The organism is Rhodospirillaceae bacterium, assembly GCA_002746255.1.
Lineage (GTDB): Bacteria > Pseudomonadota > Alphaproteobacteria.
The window spans coordinates 62462-85465 of sequence record NVWO01000003.1 but is presented as its reverse complement, the minus strand read 5'-3'; the positions used below and the strand labels follow the sequence as shown (position 1 = coordinate 85465).

The 23004-nt window shown below is 59.2% G+C and carries 23 protein-coding genes; 11 read left to right on the top strand and 12 right to left on the bottom strand.

Annotated features, from left to right (window positions below):
* Positions 1-104 precede the first annotated feature (104 nt).
* Positions 105-329: a hypothetical protein gene (locus COA65_03280; GenBank protein PCJ60726.1), complete on the bottom strand. Its 225-nt coding sequence runs from the start codon at positions 327-329 to the stop codon at positions 105-107.
* 88 nt (positions 330-417) lie between these two features.
* Between COA65_03280 and COA65_03275 the strand changes: the two genes are divergently transcribed.
* From COA65_03275 to rho, 4 genes are all read left to right on the top strand, one after another.
* Positions 418-1449, top strand: coding sequence for a uroporphyrinogen decarboxylase (locus COA65_03275; GenBank protein ID PCJ60725.1), 1032 nt, complete (start codon positions 418-420; stop codon positions 1447-1449).
* Positions 1450-1498: 49 nt separating this feature from the next.
* Entirely contained in the window at positions 1499-2581 is a 1083-nt protein-coding gene (hemH, locus tag COA65_03270) for a ferrochelatase (protein PCJ60724.1), read from the top strand.
* Positions 2582-2605: 24 nt separating this feature from the next.
* Positions 2606-3055, top strand: coding sequence for a TIGR00701 family protein (locus tag COA65_03265; protein PCJ60723.1), 450 nt, complete (start codon positions 2606-2608; stop codon positions 3053-3055).
* 260 nt (positions 3056-3315) lie between these two features.
* A complete protein-coding gene (rho, locus tag COA65_03260; protein PCJ60722.1) occupies positions 3316-4572 on the top strand; it encodes a transcription termination factor Rho in 1257 nt (418 codons plus the stop codon).
* A 43-nt stretch (positions 4573-4615) separates the two neighbouring features.
* Here the strand turns inward: rho and COA65_03255 are convergent, their stop codons facing one another.
* The 4 genes from COA65_03255 to COA65_03240 form a co-directional block, all read right to left on the bottom strand.
* Positions 4616-5602, bottom strand: coding sequence for a quinone oxidoreductase (locus COA65_03255; protein ID PCJ60721.1), 987 nt, complete (start codon positions 5600-5602; stop codon positions 4616-4618).
* A 1-nt stretch (position 5603) separates the two neighbouring features.
* Complete coding sequence (locus COA65_03250; protein ID PCJ60720.1) at positions 5604-6314, bottom strand: carboxymethylenebutenolidase; 711 nt, start codon at positions 6312-6314, stop codon at positions 5604-5606.
* A gap of 104 nt (positions 6315-6418) precedes the next feature.
* Positions 6419-6898, bottom strand: a complete 480-nt coding sequence (locus COA65_03245) for a cysteine methyltransferase (protein ID PCJ60797.1) — start codon at positions 6896-6898, stop codon at positions 6419-6421.
* A gap of 1 nt (position 6899) precedes the next feature.
* Positions 6900-8930 (bottom strand): thioredoxin domain-containing protein, encoded by a 2031-nt coding sequence (locus COA65_03240; GenBank protein PCJ60719.1) that lies wholly within the window; start codon positions 8928-8930, stop codon positions 6900-6902.
* A gap of 89 nt (positions 8931-9019) precedes the next feature.
* Between COA65_03240 and COA65_03235 the strand changes: the two genes are divergently transcribed.
* The 6 genes from COA65_03235 to COA65_03210 all read left to right on the top strand — a co-directional run bounded on the left by COA65_03235 (position 9020) and on the right by COA65_03210 (position 15260).
* Positions 9020-9346, top strand: a complete 327-nt coding sequence (locus tag COA65_03235) for a ferredoxin (GenBank protein PCJ60718.1) — start codon at positions 9020-9022, stop codon at positions 9344-9346.
* 18 nt (positions 9347-9364) lie between these two features.
* Positions 9365-10753, top strand: coding sequence for a tRNA uridine-5-carboxymethylaminomethyl(34) synthesis GTPase MnmE (locus COA65_03230; protein ID PCJ60717.1), 1389 nt, complete (start codon positions 9365-9367; stop codon positions 10751-10753).
* A gap of 65 nt (positions 10754-10818) precedes the next feature.
* Positions 10819-12801 (top strand): tRNA uridine-5-carboxymethylaminomethyl(34) synthesis enzyme MnmG, encoded by a 1983-nt coding sequence (locus COA65_03225; protein PCJ60716.1) that lies wholly within the window; start codon positions 10819-10821, stop codon positions 12799-12801.
* 11 nt (positions 12802-12812) lie between these two features.
* Entirely contained in the window at positions 12813-13466 is a 654-nt protein-coding gene (rsmG, locus tag COA65_03220) for a 16S rRNA (guanine(527)-N(7))-methyltransferase RsmG (protein ID PCJ60715.1), read from the top strand.
* Positions 13444-14358, top strand: a complete 915-nt coding sequence (locus COA65_03215; GenBank protein PCJ60714.1) for a chromosome partitioning protein ParA — start codon at positions 13444-13446, stop codon at positions 14356-14358. Before rsmG ends, COA65_03215 begins: the two co-directional genes overlap by 23 nt.
* On the top strand, positions 14355-15260 hold the full coding sequence (locus COA65_03210; GenBank protein ID PCJ60796.1) for a chromosome partitioning protein ParB: 906 nt from the start codon (positions 14355-14357) through the stop codon (positions 15258-15260). The genes COA65_03215 and COA65_03210 overlap by 4 nt, the downstream gene beginning before the upstream one ends.
* Positions 15261-15265: 5 nt before the next feature.
* Here the strand turns inward: COA65_03210 and COA65_03205 are convergent, their stop codons facing one another.
* The 5 genes from COA65_03205 to COA65_03185 all read right to left on the bottom strand — a co-directional run bounded on the left by COA65_03205 (position 15266) and on the right by COA65_03185 (position 20734).
* Positions 15266-16285 carry a DNA polymerase III subunit delta gene (locus COA65_03205; protein ID PCJ60713.1) on the bottom strand — a complete coding sequence of 340 codons (1020 nt, stop codon included), beginning with the start codon at positions 16283-16285 and terminating at the stop codon, positions 15266-15268.
* Between the two features lie 6 nt (positions 16286-16291).
* On the bottom strand, positions 16292-16807 hold the full coding sequence (locus tag COA65_03200) for a hypothetical protein (GenBank protein PCJ60712.1): 516 nt from the start codon (positions 16805-16807) through the stop codon (positions 16292-16294).
* Positions 16794-19394 carry a leucine--tRNA ligase gene (locus COA65_03195; protein PCJ60711.1) on the bottom strand — a complete coding sequence of 867 codons (2601 nt, stop codon included), beginning with the start codon at positions 19392-19394 and terminating at the stop codon, positions 16794-16796. The genes COA65_03200 and COA65_03195 overlap by 14 nt, the downstream gene beginning before the upstream one ends.
* Positions 19395-19480: 86 nt before the next feature.
* The gene (locus COA65_03190; protein ID PCJ60710.1) at positions 19481-19990 is read right to left on the bottom strand and encodes a hypothetical protein; all 510 of its coding nucleotides are present in this window, start codon (positions 19988-19990) and stop codon (positions 19481-19483) included.
* 63 nt (positions 19991-20053) lie between these two features.
* Positions 20054-20734 carry a thiamine phosphate synthase gene (locus COA65_03185; protein PCJ60709.1) on the bottom strand — a complete coding sequence of 227 codons (681 nt, stop codon included), beginning with the start codon at positions 20732-20734 and terminating at the stop codon, positions 20054-20056.
* A 50-nt stretch (positions 20735-20784) separates the two neighbouring features.
* Here COA65_03185 and COA65_03180 point away from each other — a divergent pair, with 50 nt between their 5' ends.
* Complete coding sequence (locus COA65_03180) at positions 20785-21486, top strand: YggS family pyridoxal phosphate-dependent enzyme (GenBank protein ID PCJ60708.1); 702 nt, start codon at positions 20785-20787, stop codon at positions 21484-21486.
* A 211-nt stretch (positions 21487-21697) separates the two neighbouring features.
* Here COA65_03180 and COA65_03175 read toward each other — a convergent pair whose 3' ends face one another.
* Both COA65_03175 and COA65_03170 read right to left on the bottom strand, forming a co-directional pair.
* Positions 21698-22210: a hypothetical protein gene (locus tag COA65_03175; GenBank protein PCJ60707.1), complete on the bottom strand. Its 513-nt coding sequence runs from the start codon at positions 22208-22210 to the stop codon at positions 21698-21700.
* 57 nt (positions 22211-22267) lie between these two features.
* Positions 22268-22966: a hypothetical protein gene (locus COA65_03170; protein PCJ60706.1), complete on the bottom strand. Its 699-nt coding sequence runs from the start codon at positions 22964-22966 to the stop codon at positions 22268-22270.
* Positions 22967-23004: the final 38 nt, after the last annotated feature.

Below are 23004 nucleotides of genomic sequence, written 5' to 3'. Positions count from 1 at the left end.
ACTTTCTTCAAAGATGTGTGTATGTCGTCTATTTTCTTCGAGGGGGAAAAAGAGCTCTCTTTCCCCCACCGGTTCTTCTTCGTCTTTTTGGTACTGGAACAACGTTATCCCCGCCGGTTTAAAACACCAGCAAAAAGCGGCGAAACCGCCCCAGATTCCGGTTTTCTCTCACAGCCTGTGGAAAAGAAATTTTCTTTAAAAACACGAGGGTCCACATAGCTCATCCACATCGTTTTCAATTGGATTTCCACAGGCTGGCTGCTTGGCGTGGTGCGTTTTTGGCCGATTGGTGAAAAGTCCTGAATGAAGAAAGCATCCTTCCTTTTCACAGGCCCTACTACAGCCACTATTTATTATTTAATATTCTTATATAGATAAGGTAAGTGGTCTTCATCGAAGTGAAACGATCTTTCAAAAATGTCTGATGCTAAAAAACCGTTTTTGCAGGCTTTGCGTGGGGAATGTCTTTCGCCGCCGCCGATCTGGCTCATGCGTCAGGCAGGCCGGTATCTTCCGGAATATCGGGAGGTAAGAAAAAAGATCGGGAATTTTCTGGAACTTTGCTATACGCCAGAATTGGCGGTTGAGGTAACGTTGCAGCCAATCCGGCGTTTTTCTTTTGATGCGGCAATTATTTTTTCAGATATTCTGGTTGTTCCAGATGCCCTTGGTCAGTGGGTCGCCTTTCGAGAGGGTGAAGGCCCGGTTCTGGAAGAACTGAAAAGCGACGCGGATCTAAAAAACCTTGTCTGGCAGGAAGAAAAGCTTGCTCCGGTTTATGAGGCGATTAAAAAAACGCGAAGCGAGCTTTCAGATAAAACAGCGTTAATTGGTTTTGCGGGCGCACCATGGACTCTTGCCGCTTATATGATCGAAGGGCGCGGTGGCCAGGGTTTTAAAAAGGCAAAACGCTGGGCCGATGAAGCCCCGGATTCCTTTTCCGAGCTAATCAACATTCTGGTTGAAAGCGTTTCTCATCACCTTATTCGCCAAATCGAAGCCGGCGCTGATGCGGTCCAGATTTTCGATAGCTGGGCGGGCCTTCTTTCCCCAGCGCAATTTGAACGCTGGTGCCTTGCGCCAACTCAAGCCATTGTCGGCAAATTACGGAAAGCCTTTCCAGAGGTACCGCTTATTGGTTTTCCCCGTGGCGTTAAGACGCGCTATGAAATTTATGCCGAAAAAAGCGGTCTGGACGGGGTCAGCATCGATACAGATGTTTTGCCGAAATGGGCGGCAGAAAAACTTCAGCCGAAGGTTTGTGTGCAGGGAAATTTAAGCCCCCAAGCTCTGATTGAAGGGGGCCAGACGATGGCGGTGGCAACGGCATCGATACTGGAAAGCCTGGGCGGCGGGCCTTTTATCTTTAATCTTGGCCACGGGGTTGATTTAAAGACGCCGCCGGAACATGTCGCCGAGCTTGTCGAAAGCGTTCGCAAGACAGCCTAAGTGAAAGCCCACAACCAAATCTGGACGCTTCGATGATCTGGACGCTTCGATGACAAAAACAGCCGTTGTGCTTTTTAATCTGGGAGGACCGGACGGACCGGAGGCGGTAGCTCCCTTTCTTTTTAATCTCTTTAAAGACCCCGCCATTCTTCGTCTGCCACAGCCCTTTCGAAATTTGCTGGCGTGGCGGATCGCGAAGCGCCGTGCACCGACCGCACGCGCCATTTATGCCAAGCTTGGCGGCGGCTCGCCCATCCGTTCCCTGACGGAAAAACAGGCGGCGGCCCTGGCCCAAATACTTGAAAGCGATGAGGTCGATCACCAATACCGGGTGTTTGTCGCCATGCGCTATTGGCATCCGCTTAGCGCCGAGACGGCAGCCAAGGTAAAAGCGTGGTCCCCGGACAGGATTGTTCTGCTGCCCCTTTACCCGCAATTCTCGACGACGACGACCGGCTCGTCCCTGAAAGCCTGGAAAAAAGCCGCGCGCAAAGCGGGCATCGATGTCCCCACTTACGCCATTTGCTGTTATCCGCTGGCTGCAGGGTTTCAAAAGGCGGTGGCGGCATTGTTACGTCAGGCGCGCGCTGGGAAAACCGGAGAAAATGCGCGGGCGCGCGTGCTGTTTTCGGCCCACGGCCTTCCAAAGAAAATCATTACCGGTGGCGACCCGTATGAATGGCAGATAAACGAAACCGTAAAGGGCATCGTTGCGGAACTTCGCAAAAATTCGGGCGAAAATTCGGGCGAAAACGCTATCGATTGGGCTATTTGCTACCAGAGCCGGGTCGGGCCGCTGGAATGGATTGGGCCTTCCCTTGATGAGGAAATCGACCGGGCGGCGAGGGATGGCGTGCCGGTCATCGTGGTTCCGGTGGCGTTTGTTTCGGAACATTCGGAAACCCTTGTCGAGCTGGACATCACTTACCGGGCGTTGGCGGAAAAACGTGGCGTGCCAGCCTATACGCGCGTGCCGACCGTGGGCACGGAGGCCCCGTTCATTCAGGCCCTGGCCGGGCTTGTGCGAGGGGCCTGCGCACGTGCCACACCGCTTGATGGCGAGGGGGGGCGGCGCATTTGTCCGCAAGGCTTTTCCGGGTGCGTAAATCCCGGCACCCGAACCGAACCGTAACGACCGCCAGAAGGGAAAACCGCGATGGAAGACGGGCTGATCAATTTCTATGGGTGGGTCAAAGCGCTGCACATCATTTCGGTGATTGCCTGGATGGCGGGCATGCTTTATCTGCCGAGACTCTACGTCTATCACTGTGACGCGGTGCCGGGTGGCGAGGCCTCGGACATGTTAAACGTGATGGAGCGCCGCCTGCTTCGCGCCATCATCAACCCGGCCATGCTGGCCGCGTTTCTTTTCGGCGGCCTTTTGCTTTTGACACCGCAACTGGTCGATTGGTCGGCGGGGTGGATTTACGCAAAGCTTGCCCTTGTCCTGGCCATGTCGGCCTTTCATGGCGTTCTTGCGCGTTGGCGAAAAGATTTTCTGGAGAACCGCAACCAGCGGTCGGCAAAATTCTATCGACGCGCAAACGAAGTGCCGACGGTTTTGATGATTGGCATCGTCATCCTGGTGGTCGTGAAACCCTTTTAAAGGGCCTTGCGCATCCGGGGGCGTTTTGAACATAGCGCGCGCGTGAAAACATCCGGGATCGAAAAATTCGGCGTTTGACTTCTCGCAAGGGCCTCGCTAGTCTTTTTCGAAGAGCGGAAAAATCGTCCGCGCTTCTTCAGAAAATCGAAACGGCTTCCGGCAATTCTGCGGATGTCCGCTCGTCCTCCCGATCCTTCTGGTCGCCTCTGTTCTCCCCTCCGGCAATCGCCGCACCTCACCCGTGAAATGTAGATAACTCTATGAAATTACAGGAACTTAAGACAAAAGCCCCCGCCGATCTGTTGGCCTATGCCGAGGAGCTGAAGATCGAGAATGCCGGCTCCTTGCGCAAGCAGGACATGGTCTTCGCAATCCTAAAGCAGCTGGCCGATAACGATACGCCGATCTATGGCGACGGCGTGCTTGAGATTCTTCAGGACGGGTTTGGCTTCCTGCGCTCGTCCGAGGCAAATTATCTTCCCGGCCCGGACGATATTTATGTCTCGCCCAGCCAGGTCAGACGCTTTGGTTTGCGCACGGGCGATACGGTCGATGGACAGATCCGGTCGCCGAAACATGGCGAGCGCTATTTTGCGCTTATCAAGGTCAACGCGATTAATTTCGACGAACCGGAATCCACGCGTCACCGCATTAATTTTGACAATTTAACGCCGCTTTACCCGGAAGATAAAATCAACCTAGAGATTAACGATCCGACGGTGAAGGACACCACCGCGCGCGTGATCGATCTTATCGCGCCGCTTGGAAAAGGTCAGCGCGCCCTGATCGTCGCGCCGCCGCGCACCGGTAAAACGATGATGCTGCAAAACATCGCGCACGCCATTATGGAGAACAACAAGGACTGTTACCTGATCGTTCTTTTGGTGGACGAACGGCCGGAAGAAGTGACGGACATGGCGCGGTCGGTACGCGGTGAGGTGGTTAGCTCAACCTTTGACGAGCCGGCGACGCGTCACGTGCAGGTTGCCGAAATGGTCATCGAAAAAGCAAAGCGCCTTGTTGAACACAAGCGCGACGTGATCATTCTTCTTGATTCAATTACGCGTCTGGCGCGCGCGTATAACTCGGTCGTTCCCTCATCGGGGAAAGTGCTGACGGGCGGCGTTGACGCGAACGCGCTGCAACGGCCAAAACGATTCTTCGGCGCGGCGCGCAACATCGAGGACGGCGGCTCGCTGACCATCATCGCCACGGCGCTGATCGACACCGGCTCACGCATGGACGAGGTGATCTTCGAAGAGTTCAAGGGAACGGGAAATTCCGAAATCATCCTCGACCGGAAACTCGCCGACAAACGTATTTTTCCTTCCATCGACATCACCAAATCGGGCACGCGCAAGGAAGAGCTTTTGGTCGACAAGGGGCGTCTTTCAAAGATGTGGGTGTTGCGCCGGATCCTGACGCCGATGGGCGTGACGGACGCGATGGAATTCCTGCTGGGCAAGCTGAAAACGACGAAGAACAACGACGACTTCTTCGACTCGATGAACACGTAAGCCCACTCGCCACCGCGTTCGGCAAGATGCCCAAAATTTTCTTTTAAGGTTTTAGGATCGATGCGCCCATCGTTTGCCTTGCGGCGATGGCCACCTGGGCGCGCGCGGCTTCGCGCAAAGGATAGCTGTGGCGAATTTCGACATGAAAGACGCCCTTATCGATGGCAACAAACATTTCGCAGGCAATGGCCAGCAGGTCTTTGCGCTTTGCAATATGGGTAAAAAGCGTCGGGCGCGTTAAAAAAAGCGACCCCTTGTTCATCAGGTCGAGAATTTCAAAAGGCGGCACCCGGCCGGAAGACTGGCCGAAACTTACCATCTTTCYAAAAGGCCTTAGGCAGTCGAGGGAGCCTTGAAAGCTGTCCTTGCCGACGGAATCGTAAACGACGGCCACGCCGTTGCCCCTGGTTATTTCACGGACGCGCTGGGGAAAATTCTCTTYCCGGTAGAGGATCGCGTGGTCGCAACCATGGCGCAGGGCCAGCGCCGCCTTTTCTTCGCTGCCAACGGTGCCGATCACATGCGCGCCCAGATGCTTCGCCCATTGGCAGAGGATRAGGCCGACGCCGCCGGCWGCCGCATGGACAAGGATTGTCTCACCCTTTTTCACCCGGTGKGTRCGGCGYAGAAGATATTGTGCGGTCATGCCCTTGATCATAATGGCGGCGGCAATGTCGTAAGAAATGCTATCCGGCAATGGCACCAATTCGGCCGCAGGGATCAACCGCTTTTCGGCATAGGCGCCCTGGCGCGGGGAGGCATAAGCGACGCGGTCGCCGACCCGGATTTCACTCACGCCCTCGCCGACGGCCTCAACGACGCCTGCCGCTTCAAGACCGGGGATGGCTGGAAGGGCGGGCGCGGGGTAAAGGCCTTCGCGCACATAAATGTCGTGAAAATTAACGCCGATGGCCGCCTGTTTGACGCAGGCGTCTTCCGGACCGGGCGCATCAATGGCGACACGCTCCCACTGCAGAACGTCCGGCCCTCCGGGTTTATGAAAACGAATAGCGCCGGTTGTCTCAGGCATCTTAGCTGAGATACTTCTTCAGGAAGGCGAGCGAGCGCTGACCGGCAAGGGTCGCAGCTTTTTCATCATAGGTAATGCCGTTTGTGCGCGCAAACGCGTGATCGACCCCCGGATAGGAATGAAGGGTGACGCAATGATGCCGCCCAAGGGCTTCGATGATTTCACCCCGGGCTTCTTTGGAAACGAATTGATCTTCTTCGGCAATGTGCAGCAACAAGGGCCGCAGGATGGCGTTTGCCTCGTCCAGGGCGGCTTCGATGCCGACACCGTAATAGCCGACGGCGCAATTAACATCCGAACGGGTGGCCATCAGATAGGCAAGCTTGCCCCCAAGGCAATAGCCGACGGCACCCGCCTGGCCGTTGCATTCGGGAAGGTTGCGCAAGGAAAAAAGAGCCGCAATTAAATCCTGAATGCCTTTTGCTTCGTGGAAGCCCTGGTAAAGCGTAAATGCCTTGTCCCATTCTTTCTTGCTCTGGTCCGTTAACTGCACACTCGGTTCCTGACGCCAGAAAAGATCCGGGCACAGCACGACAAAGCCTTCGGCGGCAAGGCGATCGGCACGATCGCGCATTTCCTGGTTTACGCCGAAAATTTCCTGGATCAGCAGAAGACCCGGCGCGGGCGAACCCGGCGCGGGCGCACCGGCAGGCTTTGCCAGATAGGCGGAAAATTCGCCCCCGTCCGAGGCCGGTATCGAAATTTCGCTCATGGCGTTCTCCTGGAAGGCCCGGCTGGAAGGCTTGCCTTCTTTTTAAGCGCGGCTCAGCAACACCCTGGCGTTGCCGGAAAGGATATCTTGCTGCCCTCGCCTTGTCACGGGGCCGTTCCGGCCGGTGTGCCTGCCTCCAGCGCCAGCAGGCGGCGCTTTGTCGCCACGCCGCCCCTTGCGGAATAGCCGCCAAGCGCGCCATGGGCACCAAGAACGCGGTGGCACGGGATCAGGACCGGGATCGGGTTGCGCGCACACGCCCCGCCAACGGCCCGGGGCCCGCTTTTCAAGTCTTTTGCCAGATGGCCATAGCTACGGGTTTCGCCATGGGGAATCTGGGACATGGCCTGCCAGACGGTCTTTTGGAAGGTGGTGCCCGCAGGCGCCAGGGGCAAATCAAAGCGTTGGCGGCGCCCCTTGAAATAGGCTTCCAATTGCCGCTGTGCGCGGCGAAGCAGCGGCGTTTCTTCGGGCGGCTGGCTCGCGTCCCGGCACCCCGCTGCCCAGCGGAGGCTGATAATTTTTCCATCTTCTTCGAAGAGCGTGATTTGGCCGAGGGGCGATTGCATGGAAAGCCGGGGCATTTTAATCCCCATCCCTTAAGGCGACTTCGAGGGCATCGGCGTCGGCAATCGCCACGCTGCAAACCGGACCCCGGCAGAGATAGCAGGTGGCCCGGCCGGCTTCGCGGCGTTTGCCTTTTGCCGGATGGGTGGGGGGAAGGGCCGCTTCATCGGCAACAACCTGGGTGACGTGGTTGGGAAGCGAGACGGCATGGATCGCTTTCAGCAAGGCCCGGGTGTCCGTTGCCGCGGGATCGCCCAGTACGGTGACCTGAAGCGCGCCATGGAGAAATTCAGACGCGTTTAAAAGCGTCGCATAGCCGGGCGGGTTTGCGATGGCATCGCCGGCGAAGGTGCGGATCACCGCTTGCGCGCGCTTGCCCATGGCGGCATCGCCGGTCAGATAAAAAAGACGCGCAAGCACGCAAGCCATCACGCCGTTGCCAGAGGGCGTGGCGTTGTCGGCACCGGGTTTTGGGCGCGCAAACAATTCCGTCATGTCATCGGGCGTGAAAAAATACCCGTTCTTTTCCGCGTCCCAGTATTTTTCGTTTGCAATCGCGACCCAATCTGTTGCGTGGGCAAGATCGCCATCGGCAAAATCCGTCTCGTAAAGCGCCAGCGCCGCACGCGCCATCTGTGCGTAATCGTCAAGGGTCGCCGGGTGACAGCTGCGGTCCCGGCACCAGCTGTGGTGCAATCGCCCGTCGCCGGTTGTCATTTTTTCGCAAACAAAATTAAAGCTGCGCCGGGCCGCATTCACCCAGTCCGGCTGTTCGAAAACACGGCCGGCAAACGCCATGGCGGCAATCATCAAACCGTTCCAATCGGCCAGCACCTTATCGTCCGTACCGGGCCGGGGCCTTTGCGCGCGCGCCGCAAACAGGGTTTCGCGACTGGCGCGAAGGCGCGATTCCTGATCGGCATTCCAGACCGGCAGCTCGCCACCGGCGTTGCGGCGAAGGATGGTCTTGCCTTCCCAATTGCCGCCCGCGCGCACGTCATAGGCGGCTTTGAAAGCCGTCGCCCCATCGCCGAGAAGGGCATCGATTTCCGCTTCCGTCCAGACGTAAAAGACGCCTTCGCCGCCTTCGCTGTCGGCGTCGAGGCTGCTTAGAAAGCCGCCTGCCACATTTTGCATTTCGCGCAACACCCAGGCGACGGTTTCGCGGACGCGTTCCTCATAGAAAGGATTGCGGGTTTCCTGCCAGACGAGAGTCAGTTGCTCGATAAGCTGCGCGTTGTCGTAAAGCATTTTTTCAAAGTGCGGGACGCGCCATTCCTTGTCCGTCGCATAGCGGGCAAAGCCACCGCCAAGGTGGTCGTAGATGCCGCCCGCGCAGATATGGTCGAGCGTGCGCGTCACCGCGCCCCCAAACGCCTCGCCCTGACCGCGCCGGTGGGCACGCCAGAGAAGTTCGAAGATCGGCGTTTGCGGAAATTTTGGTGCCTTGCCGATGCCGCCATATTTTCGGTCAACGATGCGCAAAATGCCACGCGCGGTCTGTTCAAGAAATTCCGGCGGCAGTTCCCCTTCGGCGCTTGTTGCAATCGTCTCGGCCACGGCGTTGCGAAGGGCCACGGCGTTGCGTGTCACCTTGTCGGGATCTTCTTGATAGATGCGCGTGACGCTGGCCAGCAGGTCGCGCCAGGCCGGACGTCCATAATTTGCTTCGGGCGGAAAATAGGTGCCGCCGTAAAAAGGCGCGCCATCGGGTGTCAGGAACATGGTAAGCGGCCAGCCGCCCTGCTCCCCCATAAGGGAGAGCGCCGCCTGGTAGATAAGGTCGAGGTCCGGGCGTTCCTCGCGATCGATTTTCACGTTTACGAAGCCCGCATTCATTACCGCGGCGACGTCTTTGTCCTCAAAGCTCTCATGGGCCATGACGTGGCACCAGTGACAGGCGGCGTACCCGATGGAAAGCAGAATGGGAACGTTGCGTTCCTTCGCCGCCGCCAGGGCGTCGGCCCCCCATGGCTGCCAATGAACGGGGTTTTCCTTATGCTGGCGGAGATAGGGGCTGGTTTCCTGATCGAGACGGTTACGTGACATGGAAATCCATTCGGCTTGGCTGAAAAGGCGGCGGCGTTGCAGGGAATTATTCCATAGCTTAGGTTCAGTCTAAAGAAGGATTCGTGTCGATGCGTTATCGCCAACATGTTTTTGTCTGCGTCAACGAGCGTGACGCGTCCGATCCGCGCGGCTGTTGTGCTGCGAAAGGCGGCGCCAAGCTTCGCGACTATCTAAAGCGGCGCGCGGTCGAACTTGGCCTGACAGGCATTCGGATGAACAAGGCGGGGTGTCTGGACGCTTGCGCCGCCGGGCCCGTTCTTGTCATTTATCCCGAGGGCGTATGGTATCGCTGCGAGACGATAAAAGACGCCGATGAAATTCTGCTTACCCATCTCCGCGACGGCGGCCGTGTGACGCGCCTGATGCTTGACGAGGCTGGCAACGCGCCTGTCTGAACGCTTACAGAGGCTTGCATGAAAGAAGATACGATCTTCGCCCTGGCAAGTGGCAAGGCGCGTGCCGGCATTGCCGTCCTGCGCATTTCCGGGGAGAAGGCAGGCGTCGCTCTCACACAGCTTTCCGGCAATTCCCTGCCCGAGCCAAGGCGGGCAACGCGCGTGGCGTTGTGCGATCCTAAAACCGGCGACGCGCTGGATTTTGCGCTGGCCATTTGGTTTCCAAAGCCGGCAAGTTTCACCGGCGAGGCGGTGGCCGAGCTGCACGTCCATGGTGGGCCGGCCGTTGTTGCCGGTGTGCTGGAAAGCCTTTCCCATTTGCCGGGTCTGCGACCGGCGGAACCGGGCGAATTTACGCGCCGCGCCTTTGAAAATGGCCAGCTGGATTTAACGGCGGTCGAGGGGCTGGCGGATCTTGTTCAGGCGGAGACGGCGTCGCAACGTCGCCTGGCGCTACGCCAGGTCGAAGGTGCGCTCTTTGATCGCTATGAAGCCTGGCGCGAGGGGCTGCTTCGCGCATTGGCAGGGGTCGAGGCGGCCATCGATTTTTCCGACGAGGAACTGCCGCCGGAAATTCTGAATGGTGCTCAGGAAGCGGCAGCAAAAATTTTACGCGAAATCCGGGCGCATCTTGATGACGGCCATTGCGGCGAACGTTTGCGCGATGGCTTTCGCATTGTGCTGTTGGGCGCGCCGAACGCAGGCAAATCGACGCTTCTAAATGCGCTGGCCCGGCGCGAGGCGGCCATCGTTTCGGACCGCCCCGGCACCACGCGCGACGTTATCGAAGTGGCGATGGATATCGACGGTTTTGCGGTGACGATTGCTGACACGGCAGGGCTTCGCAAAACTCGAATAGCAATCGAACAGGAAGGCGTTAACCGCGCGCACGCGCGCGCCAGAGATGCCGATTTAAAACTCGTTCTTTTTGATAAGGGGACCGGGACGGAATGGGACGCCGAAACGCAAAGCCTGATTGACGATAACACATTGATTTTGTTGACAAAATGCGATTTGCGCGACGCAGGCAACGATCAGGGACCGATGGAAAAAACGCCCGAAATCGGCGCGGCGGCGCTTTTGATATCGGCAAAAACCGGCATCGGCATGGCGGCGTTTTGGCAGCGCCTGAAAGAAGAAATTGCCGCGCGCATGCAAGGCAGTGAAACGGTGCCGCTGACCCGTCTGCGTCACCGCATGGGGCTTGAAGATTGTGCCGATGCGCTGGCGCGGTTTTTGCGCTTAGAGGCACAGGCCGAAGAATATGCGGAAGAACCCGCCGAAGAAATTGCATTGGCGGCGGAAGATTTGCGCCTTGGCGTGCGCGCCCTTGGCCGCCTGACCGGCCGCGTCGATGTGGAAGACGTTCTTGATCGTTTGTTCGCCGAATTCTGCATCGGCAAATAACGCGGCACCGCCGCTGCCACACCACCATTTTGACAGGGCCCAAGGCGGCGATTAGGTTTGCCAGCATGAACAGATCTTACGATGTAATTGTTGTCGGCGGCGGCCACGCCGGGACCGAAGCGGCGGCGGCGGCGGCACGCCTCGGCGCGAAGACCCTGCTGCTGACCCTGCAATTGGACAACATCGGCGAGATGTCCTGCAATCCGGCCATTGGTGGCGTCGGCAAGGGTCATCTGGTACGTGAAATTGATGCCCTGGATGGTTTGATGGGCCGCGCCATCGATCGCGCCGGCATCCAGTTCCGCGTGCTGAACCGCAGTCGTGGTGCCGCCGTTCGCGGGCCGCGCGCCCAGGCCGACCGCAAGCGCTACAAGCAGGCGATGGCGGCAATCCTGGGCGAGATTCCGAACCTCACCCTGATGGCGGCAGCCGTCGAAGACCTGGTTGTGACGCGCGTCCATGGCGATGGGGTCCGTTCCGCGGCCAGGATTGGCGGCGTTGTCACGGCGGCGGGGGAAACACTACATGCCGGTGCCGTCGTGCTGACGACAGGAACCTTTCTTGGCGGGAAAATTCACATTGGCACCGAAACAATACCGGCGGGCCGCTATGGCGAAGCACCTGCGACGGCACTTTCCAGGACGCTTGCGCGCGAAGGCTTTGTTCTTGGCCGTCTCAAGACCGGTACGCCACCCAGGCTGGATGGGCGCACAATCGATTGGGAAGGGCTGACGCCCCAGCCGGGCGACGTGCCGCCGGAGCCGTTTTCGATGCTGACGGACCGGATCACGACGCCGCAGATTCTCTGCCATATCACCGGCACGACCCCGGCCAGCCACGCGCTTATTCGTGAGAGTCTGCATTTGTCGCCTATCTATTCCGGCACAATTAAAAGCGCCGGTCCGCGTTATTGCCCGTCGATTGAAGACAAGGTTGTTCGTTTTTCCGGGCGGTCGCGTCATCAGATTTTTTTGGAGCCGGAGGGCCTGGAGGACACAACCGTTTATCCCAACGGCATTTCGACCGCTTTGCCGGAGGCCGTGCAGCGGGCGCTTCTGAAAACCATTCCGGGCCTTGAACATGCGCGCATGACCCGGCCCGGCTATGCCATTGAATACGACTATGTTGACCCTCGAGAATTGACACAAACACTTGAAACTAAAAGGATATTAAGGCTTTTTCTGGCCGGGCAGATCAATGGAACGACGGGCTATGAAGAGGCCGCCGCCCAGGGAATTTTGGCCGGGTTCAACGCCGCCCTTGCGGTTTCGGGGTCCGCGCCCTTCACCCTTGATCGCACGGACGCCTATCTTGGCGTGCTGGTGGACGATCTGATTACGCGCGGTGTTTCCGAGCCCTATCGCATGTTTACATCGCGCGCCGAATATCGGCTGCATTTGCGCGCCGACAACGCCGATCAAAGGCTGACGGACAAAGCCATTGCCATTGGCGGCACCGGTGCGTTGCGCCGCACGCATTTTCTGGCAAAAAAACACGCCCTTGCCGAGGCGAGACAGCGTCTGGACGCGCTTTCTGCGACGCCCAACGCCATTGCTGCCCACGGAATCGCCGTTAATTGCGATGGCGTGCGCCGGACGGCCCGGGAATGGCTGGGACATCCGCGGGTGGGCTGGGCGAAATTGACGACGATTTGGCCGGAACTGGGCGATTTGCGCCGGGACGTGGCCGAGCAGCTTGAGATCGATTCCCGCTACGCCGCCTATTTTGAGCGCCAGGCGGCAGATATTCGGGCCTTTCGTCGGGACGAAGCCCTGGTGCTGCCGCCGGAGCTGGATTTTGATTGCGTCGGCAGTCTCTCGAACGAGGCGCGCGCCAAGCTTAAGGCTGCCCGCCCGGCCACATTGGGGGCAGCGGCGCGAATTTCCGGCATCACACCGGCGGCGTTGACAGCCCTGCTTGCCCACGTGCGCAAAGACAGGCCCAAAAGCGCGCGCAAGGATGTGCGCTTCGAGATGCGCGGCAGCCTGCCCCGGGAAAAGTCCCGGGACGGTTCCGGGGGCAAGCCCAGCCCTGTCCGGGTTGCGTGAGCCCGTTGCCGATGGATTCCCCGGCACCTTCCCCGCCGCTCCCTCTTAAGCCCGCCGAGTTTCAGGCGCTCACGAATGTTTCACGTGAAACATTCGCCCGCCTTGCGACCTATCTCCAGCTGCTGACGCGCTGGCAAAAGAGCATCAACCTTGTTGGCGGCCGCAGTCTGGCGGACCCTTGGCGGCGGCACTTCCTGGATTCGGCGCAGCTCCTTCCCCTGCTTCCCGAAGGCGCGCAATCTCTCGTCGATCTTGGCAGTGGTGCCGGCTTTCCAGGGCTGGTCCTTGGTATATTGGGGGTGCCGCAGGTGCATCTGGTGGAGAGCGACGCGCGAAAATGCGCCTTTCTTCGCGAAGCCGCCCGGGAAACCGGGGTTTCGGTGGAAATTCACAACGCCAGGATCGAAAATCTGACCCCCTGGCGGGTCGATGTTGTCGTCTCGCGCGCCCTTGCGCCCCTCTCCCGATTGCTGTTGCTGGCCCATCCTTTTCTGGGTCTTGGGGCCGAAGGGCTGTTTTTGAAGGGAAAGGCCGCTTTTGAGGAATTGACCGAGGCCGAAAAAAGCTGGAAGATGGCCGTCGAGACGATTTCAAGCAAATCAGACCCGGACGGGGTGATTCTTCGTCTAGGAGATGTCCAACATGCTCCCCGACACGCCAAATGACACGGCCCTGGCTGCCGATACTTCCGGCGGCACCGCGGATGGGGCGGCGCCTGCCTCGACATCTGCCTCGACATTGGCTGAGGACGCCGGAAAAGCCACGCCAAAAATCATTGCGATATCGAATCAAAAAGGCGGCGTTGGCAAGACAACGACGGCGATTAATCTGGCAACCGGCCTGGCGGCGGTTGGCAAGCGGGTTTGTGTTATTGATCTGGACCCCCAGGGAAATGCCAGCACGGGACTTGGAATTAGCAAGGAATTACGGGTAGTTACGTCTTATGACGTCCTTGTCGGGGAGGCCACCCCGATGGCCGCTATGGTGGCGACGCGCATCCCCGGGCTGATGGTCATCCCGGCGTCCGTAGATCTTTCCGGAGCCGAAATAGAATTGGTGGGTGCGGAGAAGCGGGAGTATTTATTGCGTGAGGCACTGCATGACGCCTTGCCCGGTTTTGATTATGTGCTGATCGATTGTCCGCCGGGCCTTGGCCTGCTTAGTTTGAACGCCCTGGTCGCTGCAACGGCCGTTCTGGTACCATTGCAATGTGAATTCCTTGCATTGGAAGGACTTAGCCACCTTATTCAAACCCTTGAACGGATTCGCAAGGTGCTGAACCCGTCCCTTGAGCTTCTCGGCGTCGTGCTGACCATGTTTGATCGCCGCAACATTTTGAGCAAATCCGTCGCTGCGGATGTGCGCGCCTATTTTGGGGACCAGGTTTATGAAACGGTCATCCCGCGCAATGTGCGCGTGTCGGAAGCGCCGTCCCACGGCCTGCCGGTTCTGCTCTATGACCGGCATTGCGCCGGCGCACGCGCCTATATAAATCTGGCGCGCGAAATTCTACGTCGCGAAAGCCGCGGGGCCTCGGCCCGGAAAGGGCAAGGCTGATGGAAGAAGGAAAACGCCGTGGCCTGGGCCGTGGTCTGGCAGCGCTTCTTGGCGAGGAGACGGAAGATTACGCAGCCCTCGACAAACTGCGTCAGGGAAAGACGATCCCCCTTGATCTGTTGAGCCCCGGCACGCAGCAGCCGCGCCGCCGTTTCGACGACGAAGCGATTGCGGCGCTGGCGCAGTCCATTCGTGAAAAGGGAATTCTGCAACCCATTCTCGTGCGTCGCATCGATGGCGGCGACCGCTATGACATTATTGCCGGCGAACGCCGCTGGCGCGCGGCCCAGATTGCAGGCCTGCACGAAGTCCCGGTTCTCATTCGCGATCTTAGCGACAGCGACGCCCTTGAAGTCGCGCTGATCGAAAACGTGCAGCGGCAGGACTTAACATCGCTGGAAGAAGCGGAAGGCTATCAGCGATTGATGGACGAGTTTTCCCACACTCAGGAAGCGCTGGCAAAAGGTGTCGGCAAAAGCCGAAGCCACATCGCCAACACGCTCCGCCTGCTCGGCTTGCCGAAAAAAGTAAAAGCGTTGTTGGACGCTGGCGAATTAAGCGCTGGTCATGGTCGCGCGTTGTTGAACGCAACGAACCCTGAGGCCCTGGCCAAGGAGGTTGTGCGCAAGGGATTGAACGTGCGCCAAACGGAAGCGCTTGTGCGTCGTCAGCAAAAGAAAAAAAAGACGGAAGCGCCGTCGGCCATGGTCGATGCGGACACCCTTGCGCTGGAGCGCGACCTGTCCACGCTTTTAGGTTTGCGGGTTGCCATTCGTTTTCATGGCAGCAAGGGCGGCGAGCTGATTGTTCATTGCCAAACCCTTGAACAGCTCGACAACGTTTTGCGCCGCCTTAATCATCCGGATCATTTGCCTGGAGACGCGGCCTTAAAAGAAAATTAAACCCGCTAGTTTTTTCCACCGCCGCGCACGGCAATTTCCAAAAGCGTACGATCGCAGATTACTTTTGCGGGAAGCACGCCGGATTTACAGGTCACCTCACGCGCGCCAAGCAATTCAAGCACACGCCCGATGGCACCCAGTTTCCAGCGCATTGCCTGTTCGCGGAACGCGGGCATGCGCTTGAAGAAAACCGGCGGCCGCAACGACTGGAGCGCGGCGCTCAAATCCTCGCCCCGTTCCATGCGTCCGCGCACGAGATGCAGGCGTAAAAAATGCTGGCTTGTTGCGCGCAGGATAGCGATTGGGGAAATGCCTTCAAGATGGGTGCGCGCGAGCGCCTGTTCGAGCGCTTCCCGCGCACCGCGTCCGACGGCAAAAGCGATGTCCTCCAGGGTAAGAGTGGAACTGTCGCCAATGGATTGGATCACGTCCGGCAAGGTGATTTTCTTTTCACCATCCATGTAGAGCGCCAGCTTCTCCAGCTCCCGGCGTGTCACCATGCGGTCGGCACCAAGATGGGCAAGCAGATAGCCGCGCGCTTCGTCGGTAATGTCGGCTCCGGCAAGCTCGTCTTTGATGATCCGTTCCAACGCGGCGGCGGTATCGCCGTAACAGGGAATGGCCGCAGCGTTATCGGCGCGTTCAAAAAGTTTCCGCAACGTGGAGCGCGCACTCAAATCCCCGGCCCCCAACAAAAGCAAGGCGTCCCCAGCCGGGTTGCCCAGAAAGTCGCGTAACGTCGGTGTAAGATCGTCGCCGACGGAACGAAGGCGCAGGACGCAACGACCGCCGCCAAGGGCCTGTGCTGCGGCCTCGTCCCGAAGCCTGGCAGCGTCTTTTTTTACGTCGCTGGCGCCAAGTTCGCGAAGGCGAAAGGGATCTTTGGGGTCGTCAAGCACGGTTGCGACCAAGGCAGCAAGGCGTTCCTGAACTTCGCCCGCGTCCCGGCCATAAACCAATATCGCGCGCGCCTTTGGATCGGGCGTTTGCAGGAAAGACGGAATGCGCTTTGGCGCGATCTTCATCTGTTTTTAGGGCGCGCGTGCTTGCGCGCTTAAGTGAACGGCGAGGCCCGTTCGGATGCTGTCGCTGATTTTTCGAACCAGCCGCGAGCGAACGTTTTGTTCGGCGGTAAGAGTCGCAAAATCGGATTGCAGAATGTTGTAACTGCCAACGGCCCGAAGCTTTGATTCGAATAATTCTGCATGGGTGATGGCGTCGTAAAGCGCATATTTTGCGTTGAGGCGCAAATTTGCGCGCGTGGCGGTTTCGTCCTTGCGGATGCCAAGTTCCTGAATTGATTCCTTTACGGAAACGCGAAGAAGATAACGCGGCTTGGATGGTGGCCCCATCGGCGTGATGCCATCTAAAAGCGCATTTCGAAGTTGCTGGCCCAAACGATTCGGGATGCGGTCGATGCGAACAAGGGCCAATTGGTTCGCTGCGGGTGCGACGCCATTTCCACCCGGTCCATAAAGCGCGTGAAAGCCACATGCCGTCAGGTTTAAAAGCATTGCCACCAGAAGGACGGTTCTAAACGACGACATTAATCACCCGATTGGGCACGACAATGATCCGCCGCGCCGGCTTTTCCTCAAGGGCCTTTGCAACCGCAGGCAGGGCGAGCGCCGCCGCCTCGGCGTCTTCGCGTGTGGCGTCGCGTGGCAGGTCAATTGTGCCGCGCAGTTTGCCGTTGATCTGAACGGCAATGGTCAGCCTTTCATCCAGGATAAGCAATGGGTCTGCTTGCGGCCATGGGGCATCGGCAAGCAGTGTTTCATGGCCTAGAATCTGCCACAATTCTTCCGCCAGATGCGGCGTCATTGGCTGGATAAGGCGGGCAAGGGCTTCCAGCCCCTCTCGAAGCACCCAGGGGGCGCCAACCCAGGCGTCACCGGCCTCGTTTCCCTTCACTTCGCCAAGCGCGTTCGTCATTTCCCGGATGCGCGCGATGGCCCGGTTGAAATGAAAATGTTCCAGGTCCTGTGTGACGGCGTCGATTGTTTTGTGAACGATCCGATGGATGGCTAGGGCCGCATTGCCAAGGGATGGCGGTTGCGCGGTCGCGACTGGCGGCAGGGGAAGCGACGGCTCGGCAACCATCCGCCATAACCGGTTTACGTAGCGCCACGCGCCATCGACACCGGTTTCGGTCCATTCAAGATCCCGATCCGGTGGGCTGTCGGAAAGCATGAAGAGCCGCGCCGTGTCGGCTCCATAGGCGGCGATGATGGCTTTGGGGTCGACTGTGTTCCGCTTTGATTTGCTCATCTTTTCCGAGCGCCCGACCGTGACCAAGGCACCGGATTGGTCAACAGCGGCGGTGCCGCCTTCCCCATGGGTTACGTCCTGGGGATAAAGCCAGCGGCCATCCTTGTCGCGATAGGTTTCGTGGCAGACCATGCCCTGGGTCAGCAGGCCGGCGAAGGGTTCGGCAAGATCAAGATAGCCGCAATCGCGAAGGGCGCGGGTGAAGAAACGGGAATAAAGAAGATGCAGGACGGCATGTTCGATGCCGCCGATGTATTGATCGACCGGCATCCAATAGGCAACGGCGTCGCGATCGAAGGCCGCGTTTTCCAGATGCGGCGAACAAAAACGCAGAAAATACCAGGACGATTCGAAAAAGGTATCGAAGGTGTCGGTTTCGCGCCGCGCCTGCTTGCCGCAATTGGGGCACGCCACGTTTTGCCAGGCGGCGTGATGGTCCAGGGGGTTGCCGCCCTTATCAAAGGCGATGTCCCGGGGAAGTTCGACCGGCAAATCTTTTTCCGGTACCGGAACGATGCCACAGGCTTCGCAATGGATGATCGGGATTGGGCAGCCCCAGTAACGTTGCCGGGAAACACCCCAGTCGCGCAGCCGGTAAACGGTTTTGCGTTTTCCAAGGCCGGCTTTCTCAAAGGCTTCTGCGACGACACGTTTTGCATCTTCAATGGACCGTCCGTTCAGGAAATCGGAATGGATGAGCGTTCCGTCCCCAATATAGGCGGTCGCGCCGATTTCGGCGTCGTCCCCATCGGGTCCGGCAACGACGCGGGTGACGTTTAGGCCGTATTTGCGGGCGAATTCAAGGTCGCGCGCATCATGGGCCGGGCAACCAAAGATCGCGCCGGTGCCATATTCCATGAGTACGAAATTTGCGACATAGACGGGCAGAACGACGTTTTTTGCAAAGGGGTGCGCGGCGACAAGCCCAGTGTCATGGCCCTTTTTTTCGCCGCGTTCGATGACTTCTTCGCTCAGGCCCTGGCGGCTGCATTCTTCGACGAAGGTGCGCAGCGCCGGATCGTGCGCCGCAAGCTCGCCAGCCAAGGGATGGTTTGGCGCCACGGCCAGAAAGGACGCGCCAAAGATCGTGTCCGCCCGGGTTGTGTAAATCGCAAGCGTGTCATCATGTGTGTGGCGTGCTTTACCGGAGGCGTCACGAAGGGCAAAGCGAAGTTCCATGCCTTCGGATTTGCCAACCCAGTTTTCCTGCATCAGCCGCACGCGCTCCGGCCATTTTTCAAGATCGTCAAGTCCGGCAAGCAGCTCGTCGCCATAGGCCGTGATTTTCAGGAACCACTGGGAAAGCTTTTTTTGTTCGACGCGCGCGCCGGACCGCCAGCCGCAGCCGTCGATTACCTGTTCGTTTGCCAGAACCGTTTGATCGACGGGGTCCCAGTTCACCCAGGATTCTTTCCGGTAAGCGAGGCCCTTTGCCAGAAAATCGAGGAATATCTTTTGTTCGTGACGGTAGTAATCCGGCGAGCAAGATGTCAGTTCGCGCGACCAGTCGTACGAAAGGCCCACCGCCATGAGCTGCTCGCGCATGTGGGAAATATTTTTTTCCGTCCACTCGGCAGGATGGGCCTGGCTTTCGGCGGCGGCATTTTCGGCGGGCATGCCAAACGCGTCCCACCCCATTGGGTGCAGGACGTTGTAGCCCTGGGCGCGCTTGAACCGGGCGACGATGTCGCCAAGGGTATAGTTCCGCACATGCCCCATGTGAATGCGGCCGGACGGGTAGGGGAACATTTCAAGGGCATAATATTTTTTTCGGCCCTTTTCTTCGCGTGCGACAAAGCAGTTGCGTTCGGCCCATATGGCCTGCCACTTCGGTTCGGCTTTTTTGAAGTTGTAGCGTGACATGACTGGTATTGTTTCCTGCCCACCCCGTCGCCGCAAGGCCCGGACGGATTATCGGCAATACCCGAATGAATGGGCGTGCGGGATTCCTATTCGCCCGTATGGGCGGCCTGGTTGATCCGCAGCTGCCGCGCCCGGGTAAGAATGTTGTTTTCAAGATCGATAATGGTTTTCGGGTTGACCTCTGCGTCCGACCAGGCACCAAAACGGTTGCGAACCTGGCGGAAGGTGGTCACGCGAAGACCGTCAGCGCGGAGATCACGGCTTAGAATATAAACCGTAAGCTTGAAACGTTCGCTCGGCGTTTCGGGTGGTGCGTACCAATCCGTAATGATGATGCCGCCAAAGGGATCGGCGGAGGCAAGCGGCATGAACGAAATTGTATCCAGCGAGGCGCGCCACAGATAGGCGTTGATCCCGGACTCGGCGACGCCGCCGCCGCTACCGGCGGACGCACGTGAGGAGCGATCGGAGTTCCCGCTTTTTGTTTTATCTATCAGGGCGGGATTCTGTGACCAGATTCCGTCGACGGCGGAACAGGCGCCTACGGCGCCGGCCAGAAGAAAAACCACGAAAATAGATTTCCAGTTTTGCAACATGGCCGGAGTATGCCCGAACTGCTTGGCCGATTTCCAGAGGAAACTGCTGAAAAGCGCAGGCTTTTAAGGAGGGTGGCCATTTTTTTTAGCCAAGGCGGAAACGACGGCAATCCCGGCGGCGCCCGCCCCGCGCAACCGACGGACCGTGCCGATGTTGATGCCGCCGAGGCCATAAACCGGCACGTCTGTCCGATGGGCAAGGGTTGCGAACCGAAGAATTCCAAGGCCGTCCGCACCGGGGTGGCTTGCGGTTGGAAAAACGGGGGCCAGCAGCACGGCGTCGGCGCCGGCGCGCGCCGCGCGCGCAAGCGACGTCTCGCAATGGGCCGCCGCTGTTAGCAGCCAGCCGGGTTTACGTCGGCGCCAGCCCCAGCCCCGGCTCACCGGCCCGCGTGCCAGCCATTCCGGCAAATGCAGGCCGTCGGCGTGGGTTTCTATGGCAAGCGCGGCGTCGCCTGCGACAAGAAAGCGAAGCCCCCGTGATCGGCAAAAGGAAGCAAGACGATGGGCAAGCGCGCGCCGCCCGGCGGTTTGATAATGGCGAAAAACAACCAGGCTTTCCCGGGGAAGCTGGGCTGCAATGGGCAGGGGGTCGGGAAAGCGGGCCGCATCGGTCAGACAGATCAGCGGCGGCAGATGCGGCCAGGGGTGTCGGCGCGGTTTCCCATGGAAGCCGCCAAGGCGGAGCAGGCAGGCGTGATTTGGTGGTATCCCTGGCACGACTTTTCTATCCTTAGGTCGCATCCGAGGTAAAAGATGAGGCCTCAAGCAAAAGAACAAGGAAACAGCCTGCCATGGTGGTGGAAAATCTGCAAAACCTGACGCCGACGCAAATCACTCAGCGGGTCACCGACCTTCGCGCCGCTGTTGCTGCAACGCAAAGCCCCCTGCGGCTGATAAAATCTGCGCCGGTTCTCGTTGCGGTTACGAAATATGCGCCCGAGGAAGCCATTTGCACCGTCCTGGCGGCGGGTCAGCGGGTCTTTGGTGAAAACCGCGTTCAGGCGGCGCATGCGAAATGGCCGGCTCTGCGGCAGGATTTTGAAGATGTTGAACTGCACCTGATCGGCCCTCTGCAGACAAACAAGGTGAAGCAGGCCGTCGCCCTTTTCGACGTAATCGAAACCCTTGATCGGGTGAAGCTGGCGGAAGTCCTGGCCCGGGAAATCGCGCACAGTGTACAGCGTCCGCCGCGTCTTTTTGTGCAGGTCAACACTGGCGAGGAAGCCCAGAAGGCGGGCGTCGCACCGGCGCAAATTGACGCGTTTCTGGACCTTTGCCGGGACCGGCTTGGCCTGGTGATCGAAGGGCTGATGTGCATTCCGCCGGCAGACGAGGAACCGGCCCTGCATTTTGCGTTGCTTCACGAGGCCGCGCGCCGGAACGGGCTTTTGGGGCTAAGCATGGGAATGAGCGCAGATTATGAAACGGCGCTGGCTTTCGGCGCGAGCCATGTGCGCATTGGCACGAATATTTTCGGGCCGCGCCGAACCTAAAATGCGCATTGGCACGAATATTTTCGGGCCGCGCCGGACCGACGGTCCTCAAAGCCATATCTGAGGCGGAAGCGCCGGCCATACTTGGGGCGCCAGTCATTGAGCAAAAACCCCGCCTAGTCGGGGGTAATGGTCGACAGCCAGCGGCCATGCCATGGCCCCATGCGGCCATACCTGGGGCGGGCGGGGCTTGCGGTCAGGGCCGCGCCGGTCAGAGCGAAAGCCCCTGGGCCGAAATACAAAGCCTGGACGTGGTGTCTGCTTCGCTCAGGATTTTCTGAAGATCGGCAAGGGCAAAGGCGACGCAGCCCTCAGTTGGCGGATAACCGGCACCGGCCAGGTGGACGAAAATCGCACTGCCCTTTCCGGGGTTTGGCGGCGTGTCATTGTGGCCGGGGATCAGCACAAGATCGTAGCGTGCGTCTGCCCGCCACAGGCGTTCGGCGCTGGCCGTGAAGGGAAATGCGATGGGCCGGTTGTACGCCTTGTGTTGCGGGGCGTCGCACCAGCCGTCCTGGGGACAGATGGGGGCAACGGGAAGGGACGTTTTGGGCGGCGCCAGGTGGTCGGCCCGGTAAAGGACGCGGCGGAAGGGAAATTCGCCTGCCGGCGTTGCGTGATCGCCCTCACGTTTTGTCGTTGTCACGCCTTCGCGGCCCAGGGCGCAGCAAAAGCGCGCGTCGCCCCACATCGCAACGCCGTTTGCAAAAACAAGAAGATCCATCCCAAGGCTTATAGCTGGCGCGCGCGCATCCCTCAAACCGGCAAACAAAATGCTGGCCTAGGCGGTTGTTTCTAAAGAAGGCGTGGGTTGGGAAAGAAGGCGTTGCCCGTGGCGGTAAGCACTTGTTTCGCGATCGAAACGAGCCGCGAAGTTTTGCGCCTGCATTGCGGCAGTCTGGGCGGCAAGGGTCTGGGCCGTGTTTTTGGGCTTCCGGTCATCCGTTTGGGAAAGGAGGGCAAGGGGATTTGCGAACTGGGCGGCGGCAAATGTCGGCATTTTTTCGCCGCCGGTGCCCCCCAATGTTTTTGCGGCAAGGGCCGTGGGGGCGGTGCCACCGGCGCTGTCCTCTTGCCCCAGGCCGACAAAGGCCAGGGCGGTGGCGCCGATGTCTTTGCCGGAGATGGCCTCGAAGGCGGCGTCCACCGCCGAGCCAATCAGGCCCGGAATGCCGGCAAACAACGCGCCGCCGACAAGCCGGGAAACGACGCCAATTTCGTCGCCGACAATCTCACGGTAAAGCGTTCCAATGAGGGGGATATGCTGCAACGGGTTTACGGCGTCCAAAAAGTCGTCAAAGCCGAAGCCATCGTCGCCCCAAAGGGAAAGGCCCGCCTTTTCGGGCGGCGCGGCCTTGGGCGGTTCGGCCTCGGGCGGCGCGGCCTGGCCCCGGCCCAGAGCTGGCGTGGCGGGGGTTGGCAGGGGCCGTACGGTGATGGTTTCGATCATAAGGGCCTTTCTTCTTTCTCCATCTTTCAAAGCAAGGATGGTGCCAAGGGATGACTTAAAAAAAGACT

Excerpts from the sequence above, each read along its gene's own strand:
- COA65_03275 (PCJ60725.1), top strand. The coding sequence starts at position 418 with ATGTCTGATGCTAAAAAACCGTTTTTGCAGGCTTTGCGTGGGGAATGT.
- COA65_03185 (PCJ60709.1), bottom strand. The coding sequence starts at position 20,734 with ATGCGACCTAAGGATAGAAAAGTCGTGCCAGGGATACCACCAAATCAC.
- COA65_03250 (PCJ60720.1), bottom strand. The coding sequence starts at position 6,314 with ATGAGCGAAATTTCGATACCGGCCTCGGACGGGGGCGAATTTTCCGCC.
- rho (PCJ60722.1), top strand. The coding sequence starts at position 3,316 with ATGAAATTACAGGAACTTAAGACAAAAGCCCCCGCCGATCTGTTGGCC.
- COA65_03235 (PCJ60718.1), top strand. The coding sequence starts at position 9,020 with ATGCGTTATCGCCAACATGTTTTTGTCTGCGTCAACGAGCGTGACGCG.
- hemH (PCJ60724.1), top strand. The coding sequence starts at position 1,499 with ATGACAAAAACAGCCGTTGTGCTTTTTAATCTGGGAGGACCGGACGGA.
- COA65_03245 (PCJ60797.1), bottom strand. The coding sequence starts at position 6,898 with ATGCCCCGGCTTTCCATGCAATCGCCCCTCGGCCAAATCACGCTCTTC.
- COA65_03195 (PCJ60711.1), bottom strand. The coding sequence starts at position 19,394 with ATGTCACGCTACAACTTCAAAAAAGCCGAACCGAAGTGGCAGGCCATA.
- COA65_03225 (PCJ60716.1), top strand. The coding sequence starts at position 10,819 with ATGAACAGATCTTACGATGTAATTGTTGTCGGCGGCGGCCACGCCGGG.
- COA65_03265 (PCJ60723.1), top strand. The coding sequence starts at position 2,606 with ATGGAAGACGGGCTGATCAATTTCTATGGGTGGGTCAAAGCGCTGCAC.
- COA65_03200 (PCJ60712.1), bottom strand. The coding sequence starts at position 16,807 with ATGTCGTCGTTTAGAACCGTCCTTCTGGTGGCAATGCTTTTAAACCTG.
- COA65_03230 (PCJ60717.1), top strand. The coding sequence starts at position 9,365 with ATGAAAGAAGATACGATCTTCGCCCTGGCAAGTGGCAAGGCGCGTGCC.
- COA65_03215 (PCJ60714.1), top strand. The coding sequence starts at position 13,444 with ATGCTCCCCGACACGCCAAATGACACGGCCCTGGCTGCCGATACTTCC.
- COA65_03180 (PCJ60708.1), top strand. The coding sequence starts at position 20,785 with ATGGTGGTGGAAAATCTGCAAAACCTGACGCCGACGCAAATCACTCAG.
- rsmG (PCJ60715.1), top strand. The coding sequence starts at position 12,813 with ATGGATTCCCCGGCACCTTCCCCGCCGCTCCCTCTTAAGCCCGCCGAG.
- COA65_03205 (PCJ60713.1), bottom strand. The coding sequence starts at position 16,285 with ATGAAGATCGCGCCAAAGCGCATTCCGTCTTTCCTGCAAACGCCCGAT.
- COA65_03190 (PCJ60710.1), bottom strand. The coding sequence starts at position 19,990 with ATGTTGCAAAACTGGAAATCTATTTTCGTGGTTTTTCTTCTGGCCGGC.
- COA65_03175 (PCJ60707.1), bottom strand. The coding sequence starts at position 22,210 with ATGGATCTTCTTGTTTTTGCAAACGGCGTTGCGATGTGGGGCGACGCG.
- COA65_03240 (PCJ60719.1), bottom strand. The coding sequence starts at position 8,930 with ATGTCACGTAACCGTCTCGATCAGGAAACCAGCCCCTATCTCCGCCAG.